Annotated in this window: 20 protein-coding genes, 1 other RNA gene and 1 pseudogene; all 22 read left to right on the forward strand. The window is 40.0% G+C overall.

Going from position 1 to position 22,285, the window contains the following annotated elements:
- Positions 1 to 308: 308 nt before the first annotated feature.
- The 22 genes and pseudogenes from EO122_RS01145 (at position 309) to EO122_RS01240 (ending at position 22,252) form a co-directional block, all read left to right on the forward strand.
- Positions 309 to 977 carry a DUF4352 domain-containing protein gene (locus tag EO122_RS01145; RefSeq protein ID WP_127009007.1) on the forward strand — a complete coding sequence of 223 codons (669 nt, stop codon included), beginning with the start codon at positions 309 to 311 and terminating at the stop codon, positions 975 to 977.
- Positions 978 to 999: 22 nt separating this feature from the next.
- Entirely contained in the window at positions 1,000 to 1,872 is an 873-nt protein-coding gene (locus EO122_RS01150; protein ID WP_127009008.1) for an SHOCT domain-containing protein, read from the forward strand.
- A gap of 14 nt (positions 1,873 to 1,886) precedes the next feature.
- The gene (locus tag EO122_RS08185; protein WP_164724045.1) at positions 1,887 to 2,048 is read left to right on the forward strand and encodes a hypothetical protein; all 162 of its coding nucleotides are present in this window, start codon (positions 1,887 to 1,889) and stop codon (positions 2,046 to 2,048) included.
- A 142-nt stretch (positions 2,049 to 2,190) separates the two neighbouring features.
- Positions 2,191 to 2,661, forward strand: a complete 471-nt coding sequence (gene moaC, locus EO122_RS01155; protein WP_127009009.1) for a cyclic pyranopterin monophosphate synthase MoaC — start codon at positions 2,191 to 2,193, stop codon at positions 2,659 to 2,661.
- Between the two features lie 15 nt (positions 2,662 to 2,676).
- The gene (gene trmL, locus EO122_RS01160; RefSeq protein WP_127009081.1) at positions 2,677 to 3,165 is read left to right on the forward strand and encodes a tRNA (uridine(34)/cytosine(34)/5-carboxymethylaminomethyluridine(34)-2'-O)-methyltransferase TrmL; all 489 of its coding nucleotides are present in this window, start codon (positions 2,677 to 2,679) and stop codon (positions 3,163 to 3,165) included.
- 192 nt (positions 3,166 to 3,357) lie between these two features.
- Positions 3,358 to 3,708: a YlbF family regulator gene (locus tag EO122_RS01165; RefSeq protein WP_127009010.1), complete on the forward strand. Its 351-nt coding sequence runs from the start codon at positions 3,358 to 3,360 to the stop codon at positions 3,706 to 3,708.
- Between the two features lies 1 nt (position 3,709).
- Positions 3,710 to 4,612 (forward strand): annotated as a pseudogene (gene murB, locus EO122_RS08290) (UDP-N-acetylmuramate dehydrogenase); the annotation flags it as partial.
- Positions 4,595 to 5,152: an N-acetyltransferase gene (locus EO122_RS08295; protein ID WP_240632628.1), complete on the forward strand. Its 558-nt coding sequence runs from the start codon at positions 4,595 to 4,597 to the stop codon at positions 5,150 to 5,152. The pseudogene murB and the gene EO122_RS08295, both read left to right, overlap by 18 nt.
- A gap of 125 nt (positions 5,153 to 5,277) precedes the next feature.
- Complete coding sequence (gene rplM / locus EO122_RS01175) at positions 5,278 to 5,718, forward strand: 50S ribosomal protein L13 (RefSeq protein ID WP_126937623.1); 441 nt, start codon at positions 5,278 to 5,280, stop codon at positions 5,716 to 5,718.
- Positions 5,719 to 5,739: 21 nt separating this feature from the next.
- Positions 5,740 to 6,132, forward strand: a complete 393-nt coding sequence (gene rpsI / locus EO122_RS01180; RefSeq protein WP_126937624.1) for a 30S ribosomal protein S9 — start codon at positions 5,740 to 5,742, stop codon at positions 6,130 to 6,132.
- Between the two features lie 141 nt (positions 6,133 to 6,273).
- Positions 6,274 to 8,283: a single-stranded-DNA-specific exonuclease RecJ gene (gene recJ / locus EO122_RS01185; protein ID WP_127009011.1), complete on the forward strand. Its 2,010-nt coding sequence runs from the start codon at positions 6,274 to 6,276 to the stop codon at positions 8,281 to 8,283.
- A gap of 65 nt (positions 8,284 to 8,348) precedes the next feature.
- Complete coding sequence (locus EO122_RS01190) at positions 8,349 to 10,508, forward strand: bifunctional (p)ppGpp synthetase/guanosine-3',5'-bis(diphosphate) 3'-pyrophosphohydrolase (protein ID WP_371413168.1); 2,160 nt, start codon at positions 8,349 to 8,351, stop codon at positions 10,506 to 10,508.
- On the forward strand, positions 10,505 to 10,954 hold the full coding sequence (dtd, locus tag EO122_RS01195) for a D-aminoacyl-tRNA deacylase (protein ID WP_127009013.1): 450 nt from the start codon (positions 10,505 to 10,507) through the stop codon (positions 10,952 to 10,954). Before EO122_RS01190 ends, dtd begins: the two co-directional genes overlap by 4 nt.
- A 12-nt stretch (positions 10,955 to 10,966) precedes the next feature.
- Positions 10,967 to 11,590 carry an MBL fold metallo-hydrolase gene (locus tag EO122_RS01200; protein WP_127009014.1) on the forward strand — a complete coding sequence of 208 codons (624 nt, stop codon included), beginning with the start codon at positions 10,967 to 10,969 and terminating at the stop codon, positions 11,588 to 11,590.
- A gap of 8 nt (positions 11,591 to 11,598) precedes the next feature.
- Positions 11,599 to 12,669, forward strand: a complete 1,071-nt coding sequence (locus EO122_RS01205; RefSeq protein WP_127009015.1) for an AI-2E family transporter — start codon at positions 11,599 to 11,601, stop codon at positions 12,667 to 12,669.
- Positions 12,662 to 13,153 (forward strand): Fur family transcriptional regulator, encoded by a 492-nt coding sequence (locus EO122_RS01210; RefSeq protein ID WP_126937630.1) that lies wholly within the window; start codon positions 12,662 to 12,664, stop codon positions 13,151 to 13,153. The genes EO122_RS01205 and EO122_RS01210 overlap by 8 nt, the downstream gene beginning before the upstream one ends.
- Entirely contained in the window at positions 13,146 to 14,657 is a 1,512-nt protein-coding gene (gene hemZ / locus EO122_RS01215) for a coproporphyrinogen dehydrogenase HemZ (RefSeq protein ID WP_127009016.1), read from the forward strand. Before EO122_RS01210 ends, hemZ begins: the two co-directional genes overlap by 8 nt.
- Positions 14,657 to 15,931 (forward strand): histidine--tRNA ligase, encoded by a 1,275-nt coding sequence (gene hisS, locus EO122_RS01220; RefSeq protein WP_127009017.1) that lies wholly within the window; start codon positions 14,657 to 14,659, stop codon positions 15,929 to 15,931. Before hemZ ends, hisS begins: the two co-directional genes overlap by 1 nt.
- A gap of 1 nt (position 15,932) precedes the next feature.
- On the forward strand, positions 15,933 to 17,729 hold the full coding sequence (gene aspS / locus EO122_RS01225) for an aspartate--tRNA ligase (RefSeq protein WP_127009018.1): 1,797 nt from the start codon (positions 15,933 to 15,935) through the stop codon (positions 17,727 to 17,729).
- A 98-nt stretch (positions 17,730 to 17,827) separates the two neighbouring features.
- A non-coding RNA gene (gene ssrS, locus EO122_RS01230) (6S RNA) lies at positions 17,828 to 18,000 on the forward strand.
- 186 nt (positions 18,001 to 18,186) lie between these two features.
- Positions 18,187 to 19,491 carry a replication-associated recombination protein A gene (locus tag EO122_RS01235; protein WP_127009019.1) on the forward strand — a complete coding sequence of 435 codons (1,305 nt, stop codon included), beginning with the start codon at positions 18,187 to 18,189 and terminating at the stop codon, positions 19,489 to 19,491.
- Positions 19,492 to 19,615: 124 nt separating this feature from the next.
- A complete protein-coding gene (locus EO122_RS01240) occupies positions 19,616 to 22,252 on the forward strand; it encodes a DNA translocase FtsK (protein ID WP_127009020.1) in 2,637 nt (878 codons plus the stop codon).
- Positions 22,253 to 22,285 lie beyond the last annotated feature (33 nt).

Raw genomic sequence — 22,285 nt, forward strand, 5'->3', positions numbered from 1 at the left:
TTGGGAAATAATGAGAGCAATCATAAATTTAATGTCTAGGGGACTTATAATAGAAGGTCTTCTTAGCTTTATTTATCTATCATACATGAATGATACTTGCATAAAACAACTGATTCTTGCATAAAACAACTGATTCTTATAGATATATATGAGAGTCAGTTGTTTTTTATAAATGTGATGTCTTTCTTAGAAGAATGTTTTGGTGTAAATGTTGACGGGGGGGGACATTTTGTATAATCATTAATAAAAGTAGACCTTAATAGTTATTTGTGTATTAGGGGATAGAATTGTTAATAAGGAGGAAAACGATGGGTGGATTTTTAATGTTAGCAGCATTTGTGTGGTTTGTAGTGGGGCTATTTATTCCTAGAAAAGTAGCACCATTTTTTACAACTAAGCCTAGATTAAAGATTTTGGGAACTTCGTTCGTGATTGTGTGTGTTGGACTGTGGCTTTCTGGAGGAACGCAAGATGCAAAGCCTAAAGAAACAGGAACACCTACAAAAGTAGAAGCAAAAAAAGAGGATGAAAAAGAAACTAAAAAAACAGAATCAGAAACAAAGTCGGATACTACACATAAAATAGGCGAAGTAGTAAAGACAAAAGAGCTTGAATTTACAGTATTAAACAGAGAGATTATGCCACAATGGGTGGATGAAGACGGAGTTGAACACCAAAAACCACAAGGTGTATATGTAGTTGTTACATTAAAGTATAAAAATATTAGTAATAACCCAGTAAAACTAGAGGGTGATGAAATAGGGATGGTCTTAGGTAATAATTCTTATGCATACTCTTACCGAATTGAACATGCTAATCAAGATTATTTAGATATGGTTAACCCTGGTGTAGAACATACAAAAAAACTATATTTTGATGTACCGCAAGATGTAGCTAATAGTAAAGGGTTAGCATTTATAGTTGTAGGAAGTGCATTGCATCGTACAAAAGATCAATTTATTTCTTTAAATCCATAATTGAAAGAAAAGGATAACCGATATGGGAACATATAAATGTATTTCCTGTGAAGCATCAATTGTAGCTGACTTTGATAAACAGTTGAAGAAAGGTATGATGAAGAAATCTGAAAAATACCTTTGCCCTATATGCTTCAAAAGTAGAAATCTAATTAATATGGAAATTAAAGATTTAGAGTATGAGGAATTGCTTTCTTTATATAAAAAGAAGGAATGGGTTTCTCCGGAAGACTTTACGGTGACACATCGAGTGCATCGTGTAGCACCAGGTAGAATGGATAATGTATATATAGAGGTAGATGAAAAGAGAGGCCTCATTAATGTCCCTTTATTAGATACAGGATTCTTCAGCGATACTATTACAGATTATATAGTGCCGTTTGAAAATATAGTAGACTTTACTATCATAGATAATGGTAACCAAACGGGTGTTGGTAGCAGTTTGGTTGGAGCTGCAGTAGGTGGACTGCTGTTTGGTGAAGCCGGTGGAATTATTGGCTCGATGTTACCAGCAAGGACGGATAATCGCCAGTGTAAAATGCTTCAAATTAAATTAATATTAAATAGCATAGGAGACTCTCAAAGATATATTAACTTTATAGGTGAGCACTCTGGAGTGCCATCCCAGTCTAGAGCGTCAAGTGATTTTAAGGCTATTTATAAGGCATTAGAAGAGTGTGCTTCTGTTCTAACGATTATATTGAAAAGAAATGCAGAACGTGTAAGGGGCAAAGATAAATCTGTAATAACTACAGAAGATTCTAGAGAGAGTGCTAACGTTGACACAAATGATATCATAGAAAATATAAAAAAATTAGGGGAGTTAAAAGATATGGGGATCCTTACGGAGAAAGAGTTTGAAGATAAGAAAAGAGAGTTATTGTCTAAGATATAACAGGGAGAATTGATATGAAAGATATAGCCGGAATCTTATTTTTAGCAGGCGGTGCTTATGCATTTGCAAAAACATTTTTTGGGCATAGATTGCCATTATCCTTGCAAGAGAATGCGGGATTGAAAATTATGGCTCTAATGTTTGCAAGCTTTATATTGATGTGGCTTGATTATTAAAACATGATAAAAGGGACTGTGATAAAATGTAGTTAGATTACATTTTAGTTACAGTCCTTTTTTATAGATAAATTTAATGTATACTACAGTACTGACGGCCTATCTCTCTCTATGGTATAATATACAAGACATGGAGGTATCTATGAAATTAACGCATTTTGATGAAGGTGGTAACGCGCACATGGTGGACGTATCTGCAAAGGATCACACGGAGCGCGTGGCCGTTGCAGAAGGATTTATTACCCTCAGTGAAGAAGCTTTCTATATTGTAGCCAGTGGAAATGTCAAAAAAGGCGATGTATTAGCGGTGGCACAGTTGGCAGCTATTATGGGTGCCAAGCAAACATCGAACCTGATTCCCTTATGCCATCCTTTGGCATTGACGAAGGTCAGTGTAGATTGCTCATTAGTAGAAGAAAAGCGAGCCGTGTGCATTCGTAGTACTGTGAAAACGACAGGTCCTACAGGAGTAGAGATGGAAGCTTTGACAGCTGTTCAAGTTGGCTTGTTGACAGTGTACGATATGGTGAAAGCCGTCGATAAAAGTATGACTATAGGCCCAGTATACCTTGTAGAAAAACAAGGTGGTAAAAGTGGCCATTTTAAGCGATGAAATGGTAGGTGGATGATGGAGATTGTATTAGTAGAACCGGAAATACCTGGGAATACAGGCAATATTGCACGGCTTTGTGCGGCCAATCATATGACACTACATTTAGTAGAGCCATTGGGATTTTCTTTGGATAGTAAATACTTAAAACGAGCTGGTTTAGATTATTGGCATTTAGTGGACGTGAAAATACATAAATCCCTAGAGGAAGTGTATGAACAATATAAAGATCGTCGTTTTTGGTATGCCACAACAAAGGCTGCCCATACCCATGCTGAGGTGCAATATGAAATTGGAGATATGCTCGTGTTTGGTAAAGAAACAAAAGGTTTGCCAGAAGAAATTGTGGCGGCCAATCCAGATACCTGCATTCGCATTCCGATGATTGATGAGGCACGGTCTTTAAATTTATCGAATGCGGTGGCAATCATTGCCTATGAAGGTATGCGCCAATTGGGGTTCCCAGATTTACAGGCGGTTGGGCCAGGAGTATCTATCGAGGTGTAATCTTTTGATAGTAGGTATTGGTTTATAGAAAATAGTAAATATAGTAAGTCTAATCATATGGTATAGCCTATATATAGTGAAATATCGTAGATTTTCACAGAATGAGCAAAGATTAGATAATATAGACTGTATAGCATACACAATATATGAAAGTATATAAGAATGAAATCCTAACAGGATTGAGGAGGAACTATGAATTACGATGTAGCTTATGAATTACAAAAAGCAATGCGCGATAGCGAAGAGTATAAAGAAATGATGGCAGCTCAAGAAGCCATTCAAGATGATCAGGCTGCAAAAGGCATGGTAGAAGAATTCATGTCTTTGCAAATGCAATTGGAATATGCAAAAATGGCTGATGTCCCTGAAGCGGAAGAATTATTGAAAAAATTAGAAGGATTATTGCCAATGGTACAAGCGAACTCTGGCGCTAATGCGTACTTAACAGCTCATGCACGTTGGACACAAGTAGCAAATGATGTGTATCGTATTATTAGTGAACCAATCACAGAAGGTATGAAAATTTTAGAAAAGGCAAACTAATATGAATACACTACTTGAAGCATTGCAGCAAGCTGTTTCTGCAGATAGAATCCAAGTAGATGCTGAGTTAGCGCCGTATACGACCTTTCAAATTGGAGGGCCCGCAGACGTGTTAATTCTTCCTCATTCAGTGAAAGAATTACAAGCTATTATGCATGTACTGCATAGCCATCAGGTAGAGCCTTTTGTATTGGGATTAGGTTCTAATGTGCTCATCCAAGATGGTGGAATGCGTGGCGTTGTGCTTTGCTTAAAAGAGCTACAAGAAGAAAAGCTCCGTGAAGGAACGCAAATCATTATGAGTGCAGGATTTACGTTGAAAGAAGTATCCGAATACGCCCAACGTGAAAGCTTAAGTGGCTTGGAATTTGCCATTGGCATTCCTGGTAGTTTAGGTGGAGCTGTATTCATGAATGCGGGTGCCTATGATGGCGAAATGGATCAAGTGGTAACTGGCGTAGATGCGGTCGATATGCAAGGGAACTTGCACCATTATAGTCGAGAAGAATTGCAGTTTGCCTATCGTCATAGCCGTTTTCACGAGAACCATGAAATCATCGTACGGGTGACGATGGAGCTGCAAGAGGGGAACCCAGCTGATATCCAAGAACGAATGGACGATCTCACTGAAAAACGGGAATCTAAACAACCCTTGGAGCATGCTAGTGCAGGTTCTACCTTCAAGCGCCCACCGGGATATTATGCAGGTACCTTGATTGACCAAACTGGATTAAAAGGGTTGTCAGTAGGTCCTGCAGAAGTATCTATGAAACATGCTGGATTTGTGGTGAATCGTGGAGGTGCTACAGCCAATGATGTACTCGGTGTGATTCACGAGGTGCAAAAGCGGATTCATGCAGTTCATGGAGTGCAGTTAGAACCAGAGGTGCGCATCCTAGGGGAATCTCGTGAACAAACGGGTTCTGTTGTCACCATTATAAGAGCTCAAGAAACAGATATTCCAGCATTGTCTAACTTGTGTGCAGACACATTTAGAGAAACTTTCAGTTATGACAATACAGAAGAGGAATTACAAGCCTTTTTTGATGAGGCCTATAATCATGATGTATTGAAACGTGAGTTGGACAATGATGAGAGCGAAACATATCTAGCTTACGTAGATGATGTGTTGGCAGGATATTTGAAAGTAAACTGGGGCGGGGCACAAACAGAGCGTAAATTAGAGAATGCCTTTGAAGTGCAGCGAATATACGTGCTGAAAGCATACCAAGGATATGGTGTGGGCAGAGCGTTATTCGATAAAGCTATGCGCATTGCTGAGTCAGGCGATTTTGCTTGGGCTTGGCTAGGTGTGTGGGAGAAAAATTATAAAGCACAACATTTTTATAAACGCTATGGGTTTGAAAAGTTTGGAGAACACAAATTCATTGTGACTCCAGAGAAGGTTGATATCGATTGGTTGTTGAAGAAATCTTTAGGATAAATCTTGACATATCCCTTGTGTTTTGAGTATAATATTTCGGTAAGCAATTTGTACGGACTTCCACTAGCCCCGGAAGGTGGCAATTGCTTCTGTTAATACATTCTTGTTATTAGGAGGAAAGCAGCATGAAAACTACATTTATGGCCAATGCGAACAATATTGAGCGCAAATGGTATGTTGTTGACGCTGAAGGTAAAACTTTAGGACGTCTTGCTGCCGAAGTTGCTAAAGTTCTTCGGGGCAAACATAAACCAACTTTTACACCACATGCAGACACTGGTGACCACGTTATCGTTGTGAACGCAGAAAAAGTGCGTGTAACTGGTAAAAAATTATTACAAAAAGAGTATTTCCGTCATTCTGGATATCCAGGCGGATCTCGTTTCACTACACTTGCTATGATGTTGGAAAAACATCCTGAACGCGTAATTGAAATGGCAGTTAAAGGTATGCTTCCAAAAAATAAATTGGGTGCACAACAATACCGTAAATTGAATGTATACGCTGGCGCTGAGCATCCACATGCTGCTCAAAAACCAGAAGTGTTAGAGTTAAATATCCGTTAATACCGGGAGGAGGAACAAATAATGGCAGTAGCACAATACTACGGCACTGGTCGTAGAAAATCTTCCGTTGCTAGAGTTCGTCTGGTACCGGGTACAGGTAAAATCACTGTAAACAAACGTGAATTAAATGAATATTTTGGTCGTCAAACTCTTGAGTTAATTGTTAAACAACCATTGGTGTTAACAAACACTTTAGAACAATACGACGTTGTGGCAACTGTTGCTGGTGGCGGCCCATCCGGTCAAGCTGGTGCAATTCGTCACGGTGTGTCTCGTGCATTATTAGAAGTAGATGGCGAACTTCGTCAATCTCTTAAAAAAGCAGGCTTCTTGACTCGTGACCCACGTATGAAAGAACGTAAAAAATACGGTCTTAAAAAAGCTCGTAAAGCATCTCAATTCTCCAAACGTTAATATTTGGCGATTGCAAATCCCAGTACCTTTATGGTACTGGGATTTTTTTGCATTTTAATAATGAGAGTTATTGAAAATAATATCCTTTTGATGTATAATAATGATAATGATAATGAAAGAAAAATCCATCCTGAGGTACGTATGAAAAAGGTAGAAACGCACAAAGGCAAACGTTGGAATGTTGCCGTTACACAAGAAGCAATTGAAACAAAATTGACCTCTGGATTATCTGTACACCCCATAGTTTCTCATTTATTGGCAAACCGTGGGATTACAACGGTTGAAGCAGGTCAAACATTTTTATATAGTACAATGGACGATTTGTTGGACCCTTTCACATTAAAAGGCATGCGAGAAGCTGTGGAAGAGATTGAAAGGGTGTTAGCATCTAATGGGTCCATTGTAATTTATGGCGATTATGATGTGGATGGAATTACAGCTACATCATTAATGTATCGCTTTTTTTCGCGCTTAGGTGCTAATGTAAGCTATTACATACCGGAGCGACAAAGTGAAGGATATGGCCTTAATTTAGAGGCTTTAGAATATTTGATTCAAGAAAAAACAGATCTAATCATATCTGTAGATTGTGGGATTAGTTCCTATGATATCGTAGAAGCTGTACGTGATCGAGTATCTATGATTATTACAGATCATCATACAGCACCGCCTCAAGTCCCACGGGCTACAGCAGTTGTGAATCACAAACAACCGGATTGCCCATATGAGGATAAAAACTTATCTGGTGTTGGTGTTGCTTTTAAAGTGTGCCAAGCACTGTGGAAACGCCGTACTGGTGAAGAATATGGTGATGATTTAGATATTGTAGCACTAGGTACTGTAGCAGATGTGGTGCCTCTTGTGGGAGAAAATCGTATTATTGTCCGCGAAGGGTTACGAAAAATGACGGAGAGCCCTAACTTGGGAATTCAAGCCCTGATAGAAGTGGCAGGTTTGACGGGAAAAGCTATTTCTGCAGGACATATAGGATTCACGTTAGCACCAAGGTTAAATGCGGCAGGTCGAGTGACCCATGCCACAAGAGCAGTAGAATTGTTAATTACAGATAGCTCGCAAGAAGCAATGGAAATTGCGGAAGAACTACAAGAAACGAATGCAGAGCGACAACAGATAGAACGAGCTATTTTTGAAGAAGCCTATCAGGCAGTACTAGCACAAGGGACATTGGCTGAGCAATGTATTGTGGTAGCAGGCGAGGGTTGGCATCCAGGGGTTATCGGTATCGTAGCCTCACGATTAGTAGAAGCTTTTTATAAGCCAACGATGGTCATCAGTATTCACGATGGCATAGGAAAAGGTTCTTGTCGAAGTATTGATAATTGTAATATTTATGATGTGTTGTGTTCGGCGAAGGATGTATTGATTCAATTTGGTGGACATTCACAGGCGGCTGGATTTAGTGTGAAGGCAGATCAGATTGATGCGTTACGAGACCTTGCGAGTGCCTATTGTCGTGAACATTTAGTAGATACCGATTATATTCCTATTGTAGATATTGATGGCATTGTATCTAGTGAAGATATATCCATCGATTTAATTGATCAAATTGCAACGTTAGAGCCTTACGGCATGGGAAATAGTACGCCGGTGTTTGCTATTCCAGAAATTGCCGTGCAGAATTTATATCCTATGGGCTTTCAGAAAAATCACTGTAAAATTGTACTGCAAGGTCAGCAAGGTCCTGTTGATGCCGTGGCATGGCAGGGGGAACATTATATGCAAGAAATTTTTGCAGATGATCCTGTGAAAGTAGCTTTTACCTTACAAAAAAATGAATGGCAAGGCACAGTACGCCCTCAATTGATTGTACAGGATATGAGCCCTCTGGAAGAGCAACGGGAACAGTTGACTGTGGAAGGCCTTCGCAAGATGTATGTGCTAGTCAAGAATGTGTTCCGATCTCCTACGGCACCGAAATATATTGTAGAGAGGGAAGCGTTAGAAGGAAAACCTCGCGAGATGACACCGCGAGAAGTGATGCTTTCATTAGAAGTATTTAAAGAGTTGGGAATTTTACAAGAAGAAGTCATAGAAGATGGACGACATGTATATCGATGGATGCAAGTCAAACAAAAATTGGAATTGCATACATCATTGACATTTATGAACTATAGTCAGGAGGGATCATAATGGTAAGTACTATGAGCAACCTTCATGAACATACATTTAATAAAGAGCGTGAATTTGGACAGTTCATGGATCGGGTGCAATCGTATTTGCCAAAAGAAGATTGGCCCGTCATAGAACGTGCATTTGCATTGGCTGATAAGGCCCATGCACCGCAAAAACGTGCATCAGGGGAACCCTATATTTTACATCCCTTGGGAGTCGCAACGATTTTAAGTGAATTGCAAATTGATCGGTCCACATTGGTATCAGCATTATTACATGATGTCGTAGAGGACACGGAAGTGACGTTAGACGATATGGAAGCTGAATTTGGCCCCGAGGTAGCTTTTTTAGTCGATGGTGTGACAAAACTGAATCAGTTTCAATACCAAACGAAAGAAGAACAGCAAATTGAAAATTATCGCAAGATGATTTTGGCCATGGCAAAAGATGTGCGGGTTGTTGTGATTAAGTTGGGCGACCGATTGCATAATATGCGTACGTTAAAGTATATGCGTCCTGACAAGCAACAACGTATTGCGCAAGAAACATTGGAAATTTTTGCCCCTTTAGCACATCGTCTGGGGATCTTTAATATTAAATGGGAATTGGAAGACTTGTCATTCCGCTATTTAGAACCTGAAAAATATTATGATCTTGTTCAGCAGATGAGTGAAAAGCGGCAGGCTCGTGAAAATATCGTTAATGATACGATGGATACCTTAAAAAAGGCATTAGAGACGGCTCATATTGCAGCAGATGTAAAAGGGCGTCCTAAGCATTTCTACAGCATTTATAAAAAAATGAAAAAAGACAATCGTGACTTGTCTCAAATTTATGATTTGTATGCTGTTCGTGTCATTGTAGATACGATTCCAGATTGTTACGCCGTATTGGGAACTGTACATAGTTTATGGAAACCATTGCCATACCGATTTAAAGATTATATTGCTATGCCTAAATCCAATATGTATCAATCGCTACATACTACGATTATTGGAACAATGGGGCAACCTGTGGAAATTCAAATTCGTACATGGGATATGCATCGTGTATCCGAATATGGTGTAGCGGCCCATTGGCGCTATAAAGAAGGTAATAAAGGTAAAGCAGAAGCTGACTTTGATGCCAAGGTAGGGTGGATTCGCCAAGTTTTGGAATGGCAAGATGGCAGTGATCCAAAAGAATTATTAAATGCTTTGAAACTAGATGTCTTTACGGGTGAAGTATTCGTATTTACCCCAAAAGGCGATGTGATGAAGTTACCGAAAGGGACGGTGCCACTTGATTTTGCCTATCGCGTTCACACAGATGTGGGGAATAAATGCGTAGGTGCTAAGATCAATGGGAAAATTGTTCCACTAGATTATGAGCTGCAAAATGGCGATATTGTAGAAATTGTTACGTCTAAAAATGGTAAACCTCGCTTAGATTGGTTGAATATTGTTGGTTCTACAGAAAGTAAAACCAAAATAAAAAATTGGTTTAAACGAGAAAATAAAGAAGAAAATATTGTTAAAGGCCGCGAATTACTAGAAAAAGAATCAAAGCGACTAGGTTACGATTGGAAAGAACTTACAAAGAGTGGGCGCTTAGAGAAAATCGCAAAATCTTTGAATGCCGGTGGTGAAGCGGAACTGTTTTCTGCCATTGGCTTTGGAGGCCTTTCTGTTAATACTGTACTGTTGCGGCTCATCGATATGCATAAGCAAGATGTTGCTAAAGAAGAGCAACGAAAAGATACGATGGCTGTTATCGATCGACTGAAAATACATCATGGGAAGTCGAAAAAAAACAGCAGTGGCGTATTAGTTAAAGGTGAGTCAGGAGTCATGGTACGTATGGCCCGTTGCTGTAATCCTGTTCCGGGTGATGATATTATCGGCTATATCACACGTGGCCGTGGTGTATCTGTTCATCGTGCGGATTGCACTAATATTGGACATACACCTGATGATGTGAATCGTATGATCGAAGTGGATTGGGAAGGCGCTACGCAGGAGCAGTTCCAAGTCAATGTGTCTGTACATGCCTATGATCGCAGTGGATTGTTGATGGAAGTGATGGCAGCCTTGTCAGAAATGAAGATTAACATATCTAATATCAATGCTAAAACGGATGATACAAAAGATGTGATAATCCATTTAATCTTGGATATTAAAGACCTATCGCAGCTAGACTATGTTATGACTAAATTGCGACGAGTCAAAGACGTGTATTCTGTGCATCGCGGAGGAAAAACATGAGAGCAGTAGTACAACGAGTGAGCTCTTCCTCTGTTACAGTGGAAGGCACTATCATTGGCAGTACTCAGCAAGGGTTGCTAGTATTGCTAGGTATTGCAGACGATGATACCTTGGAAGATGTGCAATATATCTGTGATAAGGTAAGCCATCTGCGAATTTTTGAGGATGACAATGACAAAATGAACCTATCGCTCCTAGATATAGGCGGCGAGGTTTGCGTAGTGTCACAGTTCACACTCTATGGAGATGCGCGCAAAGGACGGCGCCCCAATTTTATGAAAGCAGCAGCTCCTGACAAGGCAGAAGCTTTATACGCACGCACTGTGGAAGCTTTCAAAGAAAAGGGGATTCCAGTGAGTACTGGACAGTTTCAAGCTCATATGGAAGTAGCCCTTGTCAACGATGGGCCTGTTACGATTTTGTTAGATAGTCATAAAGAGTTTTAATGGAGTGTACAGATGAAGTTATATTATATGCCCTTAGGTGCGTATGGGACGAATTGTTATATTGCTCATAATGAAGCAGATAATACATGCCTTGTGACGGACCCTGGCGATGAGGGTGAAAAATTAAAAGAGATTCTTGAGAGTCATAATTTTAAAGTGAAGGGAATTTTATTGACTCATGGTCACAGTGATCATATAGGGGCCGTGCAAACATTGGTAGATGCTTATCATGTGCCTGTGTATATACATAAAGGTGATGCAGAGTATTTAGAAAGCGCAGAAGTAAATCTAAGCGCTCGTTCCGGTAGACCTATTACTGTACAAGTTGATGATGTACGCTATGTGAAAGAGGGAGATACGATCCCTCTGGGTGACACAGTGTTTACAGTCATAGAAACGCCTGGACATACACCAGGTGGTGTATGCTATTATACAGAAGGCACATTACTTGCGGGGGACACCCTATTTCAAGGCTCTGTAGGCAGAACAGATTTTCCTAATGGAGATTTTGAGTTGTTAAGTAAAGGCATCAAGGAAAAGCTTTATACATTACCAGATGATACAAAGGTGTATCCAGGACATGGACCGGAGACGACAATTGGTGAAGAAAAGCAGTATAATCCTTTTGTGCGATAGGTGATAGGATGGGAAAACAATCCATACAATATTGGCTGCGTTGTATTTTGCTAGTCTTAGCCACTATAGGAATCTCGATTGCCTTGCCTGTCGTTATGCCCTTAATAGTGGCCATTGTACTAACATTAATTTTGTGGCCTTTGGTAAATCTTACACAAGAAGGACTTCAAAAGTATTGGAAAGGCTGTCCTAGATGGATTGCCATCATTCCTTCCTTTGTGATTGTCATCTTGTTATCCTTCTTACTAGTACGTCATGTGATCGTGCCTGTGATTGGGGAATTAACAAAATTATTGGCAAATTTACCGTACGTACTCGACCAATTTGCTCTTGTGGTGAAAGGGCTACAAGGGGTGGATGGAGAAAGTATTATTCCTCATCAATTTGATGGTATTATCAACTCCACACTTATAAAAATTGGCAATTATGGTGTCGACTTAGCGCAACGAAGTGTGCTTGCTATTGTTTCTTTAGCCAGTACATTACTGCAGCTTTTATTGGTGCCAATTCTAACGTTCTACTTATTAAAAGATGGACGTGACATTAAAAAAGCAATTTTAGGAATCTTTTCAAAGCCTACCTCCACGCACTTGGAAGAAGTGGTGACAGATATTCATCGTACATTAGGAGGGTATTTGCGAGGTCAGTTGTTACTGGCAACCAATATGTTTTGCCTTACCTTCATTGCCTGTTATGTGTACGATTTACCATACCCATTGGTACTTGCCGTACTAGCAGGCATTGCAGAATGGATTCCTATTATTGGACCTTTCTTGAGTGCTGTACCAGCCATTATTTTAGGGGCTGTTATTAGTGGTCCTCTAGCAGTGAAAGTGGCTATTACATATGGTATTTTACAGTTGTTAGATGGACAAATTATTATGCCGAAAATTATGGGGCATGTCATAAAATTGCCACCATTAGTGATTATTACGGCAATTTTCGTGGGAGGCTATTTCTTTGGTATCATCGGTATGATGGTAGCAGTACCAGTTACGGCGACCACACAAATTATAGCGAAACGCTTATGGTATTTTAATACATATTATAGATTACAGAAAGAGGAACATCATGGATAAAACAACAGAAGTACAAGCAACAATGGACAAATTGAAAGAGCGCATTAAAGATAAAAAGTATAAATTGACTACACAACGTCAAATCATTTTGCAAACATTCATCGAAGCAGAAGAAAAACATCTCAGCGCAGAAGATGTGTATATTTTAGTGAAAAAGAACAATCCAGATATTGGATTAGCTACGATTTATCGTACATTGGATTTGTTCACAGAGTTAGATTTAGTAAAACGTTTAGATTTTGGTGATGGTCGTAATCGCTATGAATTAAATAGTGATGAATTTTCTCATTTCCACCATCATTTAATCTGCGTAAAATGTGGCTGTGTCAAAGAATTTGAAGATGATATGTTAGAAACATTAGAATCTATCATTGCTAAAAAATTAAACTTCCATACTACCGATCATCAATTGAAAGTCTATGGTTTCTGTGGAGACTGTCACGAAGCTGCCAAAGCATTAGAAGCTGAAAAGGGTCATGAATAATACATACCACTATGAAGGTCCTGTTGAGCTGGGTTCTATCGTAGCTCATCAGTGTGGAGCAGTGGGATTATTCTCGAATAAAGAAAATCCAGACTTTATGATTCATGTAACATCTATAGACACTGCTGACCATATTGATGCTGTAGAGGTGAAGGTGTTTTACCATACAGATGTTCAGTCGCAGTTGCATTGTGTTGATACAGCTGTACCATCAGAAATATATAAGGGCTATGTGCTAGTACGTTCTCTTTTTGGAGAAGATACTGTAGAGGGGCGTAAAGTCATAGGTCGTCAATTATTGACGCAACTGCGATTACTATTGGGGACTACAGAAAGTCTTTGGGGGACGCTCGTTGGTGTTAGACCAACAAAATTAACTCATAAATTATGGGACTCTTTGGGTTCGTTAGATTTAGTTCGTGATGAATTAGAAACAACGCATGGTATTAGTCCTCAGAAATGGAATTTATTGGAAACAGTAGTGAAGCAAGAACGCCTCTATGTGGAGCAAGCTACAGTGTCCCCTAAGGAAGTCAGTATGTACAGTGGGATTCCTTTTTGTGAAACTCATTGTACCTATTGCTCATTTCCCTATGGGCTTATCCAAGGGTATGGAAAGGTACAAGAGTTTGTTAGTGCCTATCTACAAGATATAGCGAATATGAACGAGTGCATTGCCTATCATGGGTTAGGAGTACAATCCCTATATATGGGTGGAGGTACACCTACTAGTTTAGGTGATGGTGACTTTCACAGGGTATTGCATTCCTTGCAAAAGTTGATTCCGACAGGTCATGAGTTTACCGTAGAAGCAGGTCGTCCAGACTCGCTGAGTCACAGTAAGATTACTTCTATGATAGAAGCGGGAGTGACGAGAATCAGTCTTAATCCACAGACAATGCAAGACGATATACTTCGCATCATAGGGCGAGGTCATACAGTACAGGATATCTTAACAATGTATGAATACATTGTTTCTTTTATGGATTGTTCGATTAATATGGACTTCATTGCCGGATTACCACGGCAGACCTTACAAGATATGGAAGAGAATGTGAAGTATATTGATCAGTTACGGCCACATAATGTGACGATTCATACATTGGCATTAAAGAAGGGAAGTCCTTTGTATGCCAGCTCCTATGCTCAGGAGATTCCTTCCGAGCATCTAGTGCAACACATGTTAGATAGCACTCATGAGGCTCTGTTAGGTATGGGATATATACCCTATTATATGTATCGCCAACAGTATATGGTAGGGCAAATGGAGAATATTGGCTATACCTTGCCTCACTATGAAAGTATCTATAATATACAAATGATAGAAGAACGCCAGTCTATACTTTCCATTGGTCCTGGTAGTGTATCGAAATGGATTGGTGGTCAAGATTTTAGACAAAAGAAACAATATATGCCGAAAGATGTAGATACATATATACAAGACATGAATCGGTTATTGGAAAAACGTAATACATTAAGTAAAGAACATTGGAGGGACAGCTAGTGGCTATTCAAAAACCAAGAGGAACACAAGATTTATTACCAAGTGTTCTTGGCAATTGGTATTATATTGAAAATACAATTCGTCGATTATGTAAGACTTACGGATTTGAAGAAGTTCGTACACCTATGTTTGAAGAAACAGGCTTATTTTTGCGTGGTATTGGGGAAACGACAGATATTGTGCAAAAAGAAATGTACTCCTTTCCTACGGGGGATAAAAAAGATCAATCCTATACATTGCGCCCAGAAGGAACAGCTTCGGCAGTACGTGCCTATTTAGAAAATAAAATCTATGGTCAAGAATCCATTACAAAATGGTTCTATATTGGGCCTATGTTCCGTCATGATAAGCCACAAGCAGGACGCTATCGTCAATTCCACCAATTTGGGGTAGAACTATTGGGTACACAAGCGCCAAGTGCTGATGCGGAATGTATCTCTTTGGTATTGCAATTATTACGTGATTTAGGTTTAAAAGATTTAAATGTAGAAATGAACTCTGTAGGGTGCCCAACATGCCGCCCTGCATACAGAGAAAAATTAATTGCTTTCTTTGAGCCTAAAAAAGAAGAATTATGTGAACTTTGCCAAAGTCGTTTGTACAAAAATCCATTGCGCATTCTTGATTGCAAAGAAGAAAAATGCCAACAGTTAGCGGTGGGTGTACCAGAGTTAAGCGATAATCTATGTGAAGAGTGTCAAGATCACTTCCATCATGTAAAAGAATATTTGACGGCAGCAGGAGAGAAGTTTACCTTAAATCCACGCCTAGTTCGTGGTTTAGACTATTATACAAAAACTGCCTTTGAAGTACAGTATACTCCATTAGGATCGCAAAGTGCTGTTGCAGGTGGTGGTCGTTACGATGGTCTAGTAGAAGAACTAGATGGTCCACATACACCAGCTGTAGGGTTTGCGATGGGGATGGAGCGCTTGTTATTGGCTCTAGAAAAACAAGGTTTGTTGCCAGAGCAACAACAAGAAGATTCTGTCTTTGTAGTAGCCTTAGGTGAAATGGCACAGAAGGAAGCTTTTAGAATTACAAATGCCTTGCGCAATGCTTATGTAAAGGCAGAAATGGAAGGCTCTGGTAAATCTATGAAGAGTCAAATGAAGTATGCTAACAAAATTAACGCAAAATATGTTATTATAATTGGTGATAATGAATTAGCTGAAGGTAAAGTCATCTTAAAATATATGGATACGTCTGAACAAGAAACAGTATCCTTAGCTGAGATTACAAACCGTATAACTGAATTAGTGAAAGGAAATTAGAATGGAAACTATGAAAGGTTTACACCGTACTCACCATTGTGGATTAATCGGTGCAGAACAAGTGGGAACAGAAGTGGTACTTTGCGGTTGGGTAGAGCGCCGTCGTGACCATGGTGGGTTGATTTTTATTGATTTACGTGATCGCTCTGGGGTGGTGCAAATCGTGGCATCTCCAGATCACAATATGGATTCTTTCCATAAAGCAGAAGATGTACGTAACGAATATGTGTTGTGCGTACGTGGCACGATTACAGAACGTGATGCAGCGGCTGTGAATCCAAACTTGCCAACTGGTAAGTTTGAAATGTACTGTGAAGAGTTGCGCGTATTGAATGCAGCGAAAACACCTCCATTCTATATCCAAGATAATATCGATGTAGATGAAAATATTCGTTTAAAATATCGTTATTTAGATCTTCGCCGTCCAGAAATGCAAGCGAACTTGATCTTGCGTCACAAAGTGACAAAAGCAATGCGTGACTTTTTTGATAACAATGGGTTCTTGGAAATTGAAACACCTATGTTGACAAAAAGTACACCAGAAGGGGCACGTGACTACTTAGTTCCATCTCGTGTGAATCCTGGTACATTCTATGCATTGCCACAATCTCCACAAATTTTTAAACAAATTTTGATGGTAGCTGGCTATGAAAGATATTTCCAGATTGTACGTTGTTTCCGTGATGAAGATTTGCGTGCAGACCGTCAACCTGAATTTACACAGCTCGATATTGAAATGAGCTTCATGGATCAAGAACAAATTTTGAATATGCAAGAGCAAATGATTGCCCATGTATTCAAAGCGGCACAAGATGTTGAGATTCCATTGCCAATGCCTCGCATGACTTGGGATGATGCGATGAACTTATACGGCTCTGATAAGCCAGATATCCGTTTTGACATGACTTTCACAGATGTAACAAACTGTGTGAAAGATACTGAGTTTAAAGTATTCCGTTCTGTTATCGACAACGGCGGTCAAGTAAAAGGTATCGTGGTGAAAGGTTATGCAGGGATTCCACGTCGTGAATTAGATGATTTGACAAACTTCGTAGGCATCTATGGTGCCAAAGGTTTGGCTTGGGCTTGCTTCAATGAAGATGGCACAATCAAATCTCAAATTATGAAATTCTTAGGCGAAGATACAGTGCGCAACATTGGTGCAACAATGAATGCAGAGCCAGGTGACTTGGTATTGATGATTGCAGATAAACCTGCAGTTGTAGCAAAAGCTCTTGGTGAATTACGTCTTGAAATGGGTAAACGTCGTGGCTTAATTGATGAAAATAAATTAGCCTTCTTGTGGGTAACAGATTTCCCTATGTTTGAATACGATGAAGAAGATAAACGCTTCGTAGCAATGCATCACCCATTCACATCTCCACGTGAAGAAGATATGGAATTATTAGCCACAGATCCAGGCGCTGTTAAAGCCATTGCCTATGACATGGTATTAAACGGCGTTGAAATCGGTGGTGGTTCCATCCGTATTTACCAATCTGATGTACAAGAAAAAGTATTCAATGCGATCGGCTTAAGCACAGAAGAAAGTCGTTCTAAATTCGGCTTTATGTTAGATGCTTTTGAATATGGTGCGCCTCCACATGGTGGTTGTGCCTTTGGTTTAGACCGTCTTGTTATGTTGATGGCGAAACGTCAATCCATCCGTGATGTGATTGCATTCCCTAAAACACAAAGCGCATCGGACTTGATGAGCCAAGCTCCATCTGAAGTAGCACCTAAACAATTACGTGAACTATACATCAAAACAGATGTGACAAAAGAAAAATTAGTATAATCGAATTTGTCCAATAGAAAATTGTTATACTTGTAAGGAAAGGAACGGTGTATTTCTTCTTGAAATGGCCGTTCCTTTCTGCTATACTATGGGTAAAGAAATTCCTGCTATGTGCGTGTTATATCGCAGTTTTGAGCCAACATTTTAATTTAGGGATTCTCGCTCTTGTGAGGGCGCTCTGCCTCTACGAGGACTGTAAACTTACGAGGAGGAAACCCACCTGCCTTTGCAGGATCAAAACACGGTATGGATACGGCATAGTGGGGCTTTTATATAACCGCCTAATGGTGGTTTATTTTTTTTGTATTAATAAGAACATATAGACTATATAACTAGATAATTGTATAATGAAAATACAGATAATAAAGGTATGTATGTTTGAGTTTTAGATGATTGTGTTTGTAAAATAGCAGTTTGGAAATACTACGAAAAAAACTTTAAATAGGGAGGTGTGAAGATGAATTTGTTTGAGACTATAGAATCGGTGGATCCCTTTGAGCCATTGGCAGTGCGTATGCGTCCAAGGACGTTAGATCATTTTTTTGGACAAGAGAAAGTGGTAGGTGAAGGGACATTTCTTCGATCTATGATTGAAGAAGATACGGTACCGTCACTACTATTGTATGGGCCATCGGGAACAGGGAAAACAACATTAGCTAAGATTATCTCAGAATTAACTAGTAGTCGATTCGTTATGCTCAATGCAACTAATGTTGGGATTGGAGAGTTGCGAAGCACAATAGAAGAAGCGGTACGGTTTCGTAACTCCTTACAGCAACGAACAATTTTATTTTTAGATGAAATTCATCGTTTCAATAAAAGTCAGCAAGATGTATTATTACCTTCCGTAGAAAGCGGACAAATTATTTTGATCGGAGCGACCACAGAAAATCCCTTTTTTGAAGTAAATCGCCCCCTATTGTCTCGGTTGCGTTTGATTACATTAGAACGATTACAACCCATAGCGTTAGTAGCTATTTTACGACGAGCATTGACAGATACAGAATATGGTCTAGGCAAGAAAGAGATTGTTGCTACAGACGAACTGTTGGAAGATATAGGCCGTTTTGTAGATGGAGATGCTCGCATGGCCTTGAATATTTTGGAACAAGTGGGGGCTATGGTTCGATCTCAAGGAGAAATTACTGTAGACATACTTGAGAAGGTGTTAGGTCGTAGGGTATACCGGTATGATAAAAAAGGTGATAACCATTATGATGTAATTTCTGCTTTTATTAAGAGTATGCGAGGTTCTGATCCAGATGCAGTATTGTATTATTTAGCACGCATGATTGAGGCCGGGGAAGATCCAGTATTTATTGCGCGGCGTATCATTATTTGTGCGGCAGAAGATGTAGGTTTAGCAGATCCACAAGCGCTCGTAGTGGCTAATGCAGCAGCGCAAGCCGCACATATGGTAGGATTACCAGAAGCGAGAATCATTTTGTCGGAAGCGGCGTTGTATATTGCATTAGCACCGAAGAGTAACTCTGCTTATGTGGGGATTGATAGGGCCATACAAGTGGTACGGCATAAGGAACAGGGAGAGGTACCGATGCATTTGCGAGATGCCCATTATGGTGGGGCTAAACAGTTAGGGCATGGTGTAGGTTATCGGTATGCACAAGATTATCCGAATGGATATGTACAGCAACAATATTTACCGGATAATTTAGCAGGTGAAATGATGTATACTCCATTGGACCGTGGCTGTGAAAGAGCGTTAATTGAACAATGGGAAGATAGGAAACAATCGAAATAATAGAAACTCTCTAGAAATGTATTTGTACCAACTAATGTTGAGGTTTTTCGATATACTTTCATAGGTGAAAATGGTATAATTAAGTGCTAAGGTATATGATAGGAACGGAAATGTGGAGTGTAATATGGCTGAGGAAAAGAAAGGTAAACAGAAGATACAATCGAAACGATCGAGCACAGGAAGAAGCTCTAAGACGGAACGTAAGAGTACTTCAAACAACGTGAAGCCTACGAATCGTACAGAAATAAAGGGGCTCCTAGTGATGGCTTTTGCTATTGTAGGCCTCATCGGTATGATGGGCGTCGATACAGGCACCTTGGGAAGTGTCATTAGCGGTATTTTTACCTATGGGTTCGGCCTAGGTGGATGGGCTGTAGCAGTATGGCTTCTCTACAATGGCTGGTGCTGGTTATATAAGGGGAAACTAGCTTCTGTTACGAGAAAAGGTCTTTTATATACAGTTGTATTGCTAGTAGTTATGGTGCAAATGGTATTGTGGAAAGTACCAGCCGGTGATGAGTTAGCAACCACTGCATTAGCAGATAATGGAGGCGTTATAGGGGGCCTCTTTGGTATGCTATTTAGAAAACTCTTAGGGGATATGGGTGGCATTTTTGTAACGGCTGTCATTGCCATATTATGTATACTTGGGGTGACTAGGTTATCCCTTCGCCAGGGCCTTCATAAAGCGAAAGACACAGCTAGTATAGGGTTGGAAATAGCGCAAGAAAAGGCAAGTGAAACAGCGACGGCTATTCGTGAGCAAGTACATGAATGGAAAGAAGAATGGCGTGAAGAACGTCGTAAAGCCTATGACCGTGAAAAGGATATGCGTTACCCTAAAGACAAAGATACAACGTCTGATCTAGAATCCGAAGGATCTGTAGGTATAGAGGCAGAAGATGCTGATAGTACGTCAGTTACGACTGTAGTGGAGTTGGCAGAACATGGTGATGGAAGTATAGAGGATACTGCTACAGTAGAACCAATGCAGTCTAATACAGAAGTAATAATGGATCCTAATCCTGTGGAAGACGATGATGAAGATAGCTATATTCCTGAATTGGAACCTCGTGAAGATGAAGTTACAGATGATTTCTCATCAAATGATACATCAGGAGATATCTATAGCACCGATGTAGATGAAGAACCGTATGGAACAGAGAGATCTACGACATTAGATCCTATCACTCCGCCATCATTTTTACAGGCTACAAATTATGTAGAGCCTTTGGTGGAAGTGCCAACGATAGAAACAACCAAAGAGGATACTGCTGCTGTAGCGGTGAGTATAGATGGAGTGGCTCGTCCACGGACGATTGAAAAGCCATATCAATACCCTCCGTTAACGATGCTTTCACAAGGAAAATCAAACCCTGTCACAAGTGAAGAAGTGGCTCATAATGCGGTATTATTGGAAGAAACATTAGATAATTTTGGCATTACCGCAAAGGTTGTCAATGCTACGCAAGGCCCTACGGTGACCCGCTATGAATTAGAGCCTGCAAAAGGGACAAAAGTAAGTCGTATTATGGGACTACAAGATGATCTGAAAATGAGCTTAGCCGCTGTTGATATTCGTATGGAAGCACCTATACCAGGAAAGTCTGCAGTGGGTATTGAAATTCCCAATAAAAATGTATCAGCTGTACATTTACGAGATGTACTTGACTGCGAAGAGTTTCAACAAGCTAGTGGTGGTATTCCGGTAGGCCTTGGTAAAGATATTGCGGATATGCCGGTTATAACGGACTTGGCTAAAATGCCTCATTTATTGGTAGCAGGTTCTACAGGATCTGGTAAATCGGTTTGTGTGAACACACTGATTTCTAGTATCTTGTTTAGCCGCAAGCCTGATGAAGTAAAGTTGATTTTAGTAGATCCTAAAATGGTTGAATTATCTGTATATAATGGTATTCCTCATTTGATGCTGCCCGTAGTGACAGATATGAATAAGGCTGCTGCAGTGCTTCGCTGGGCGGTCCGTGAAATGGATGCTCGTTATATGACATTGGCTACTGCGGGTGTACGTAATGTGGCAAGCTATAATAAACAAAACCCAACCAAAGCAATGCCATTAATTTTAATTATTATCGACGAATTAGCGGACTTGATGATGACAAATCCTGATGTGGAAGAGTCTATTGACCGTTTGGCTGCCAAAGCACGTGCTGCAGGTATCCACATGGTATTGGCAACGCAGCGCCCGTCGGTAGATGTGATTACAGGTAAAATTAAAGCCAATGTGCCGAGCCGTATTGCTTTTACAGTAGCCACTCAAATCGATTCTCGTACCATTCTTGACCAAGCGGGGGCAGAACGCCTCTTGGGTCGTGGCGATATGTTGTTCAATCCAATTGGAGCGAATAAGCCAATTCGGATCCAAGGTGCTTTTATTTCTGATGAAGAAGTAGAAGAATTGATTGCCTTTGTGAAAGGTCAAGGACAGCCTGAATATGATGAGGCTATGATGGCTGAAACAGATAGGAGTGCTGAAACTTCAGATGCTGTGAGCACTGATGAAGAGCAGGATGAATTGTTAGAACGAGCTGTACAAATTGTGTTGGAACAGCGAAGTGCTTCTGCTTCTATTTTGCAACGTAGATTGCGTGTAGGTTTTTCTAGAGCTGGTCGTTTAATCGATACGATGCAAGATATGAAGATTATTGGACCACCTACGAATAGTAGTAAAGGTCGAGATATATTAATGGGAGAAGATCAAATTCGAGAATTATATTTCCCCAATTTTACAGTAGATTAGAGTAGTGTGCCATTTGCGTTATGTAGATGGCAC

This window comes from Veillonella sp. CHU110, from assembly GCF_003992255.1.
Taxonomy (GTDB): Bacteria; Bacillota; Negativicutes; order Veillonellales; family Veillonellaceae; genus F0422.

Bases quoted from the DNA above. Each gene is read 5' to 3' on its own strand.
- EO122_RS01145 (WP_127009007.1), top strand. From the start codon at position 309: ATGGGTGGATTTTTAATGTTAGCAGCATTTGTGTGGTTTGTAGTGGGG.
- EO122_RS01150 (WP_127009008.1), top strand. From the start codon at position 1,000: ATGGGAACATATAAATGTATTTCCTGTGAAGCATCAATTGTAGCTGAC.
- EO122_RS08185 (WP_164724045.1), top strand. From the start codon at position 1,887: ATGAAAGATATAGCCGGAATCTTATTTTTAGCAGGCGGTGCTTATGCA.
- moaC (WP_127009009.1), top strand. From the start codon at position 2,191: ATGAAATTAACGCATTTTGATGAAGGTGGTAACGCGCACATGGTGGAC.
- trmL (WP_127009081.1), top strand. From the start codon at position 2,677: ATGGAGATTGTATTAGTAGAACCGGAAATACCTGGGAATACAGGCAAT.
- EO122_RS01165 (WP_127009010.1), top strand. From the start codon at position 3,358: ATGAATTACGATGTAGCTTATGAATTACAAAAAGCAATGCGCGATAGC.
- rplM (WP_126937623.1), top strand. From the start codon at position 5,278: ATGAAAACTACATTTATGGCCAATGCGAACAATATTGAGCGCAAATGG.
- rpsI (WP_126937624.1), top strand. From the start codon at position 5,740: ATGGCAGTAGCACAATACTACGGCACTGGTCGTAGAAAATCTTCCGTT.
- recJ (WP_127009011.1), top strand. From the start codon at position 6,274: ATGAAAAAGGTAGAAACGCACAAAGGCAAACGTTGGAATGTTGCCGTT.
- EO122_RS01190 (WP_371413168.1), top strand. From the start codon at position 8,349: ATGGATCGGGTGCAATCGTATTTGCCAAAAGAAGATTGGCCCGTCATA.
- dtd (WP_127009013.1), top strand. From the start codon at position 10,505: ATGAGAGCAGTAGTACAACGAGTGAGCTCTTCCTCTGTTACAGTGGAA.
- EO122_RS01200 (WP_127009014.1), top strand. From the start codon at position 10,967: ATGAAGTTATATTATATGCCCTTAGGTGCGTATGGGACGAATTGTTAT.
- EO122_RS01205 (WP_127009015.1), top strand. From the start codon at position 11,599: ATGGGAAAACAATCCATACAATATTGGCTGCGTTGTATTTTGCTAGTC.
- EO122_RS01210 (WP_126937630.1), top strand. From the start codon at position 12,662: ATGGATAAAACAACAGAAGTACAAGCAACAATGGACAAATTGAAAGAG.
- hemZ (WP_127009016.1), top strand. From the start codon at position 13,146: ATGAATAATACATACCACTATGAAGGTCCTGTTGAGCTGGGTTCTATC.
- aspS (WP_127009018.1), top strand. From the start codon at position 15,933: ATGGAAACTATGAAAGGTTTACACCGTACTCACCATTGTGGATTAATC.
- EO122_RS01235 (WP_127009019.1), top strand. From the start codon at position 18,187: ATGAATTTGTTTGAGACTATAGAATCGGTGGATCCCTTTGAGCCATTG.
- EO122_RS01240 (WP_127009020.1), top strand. From the start codon at position 19,616: ATGGCTGAGGAAAAGAAAGGTAAACAGAAGATACAATCGAAACGATCG.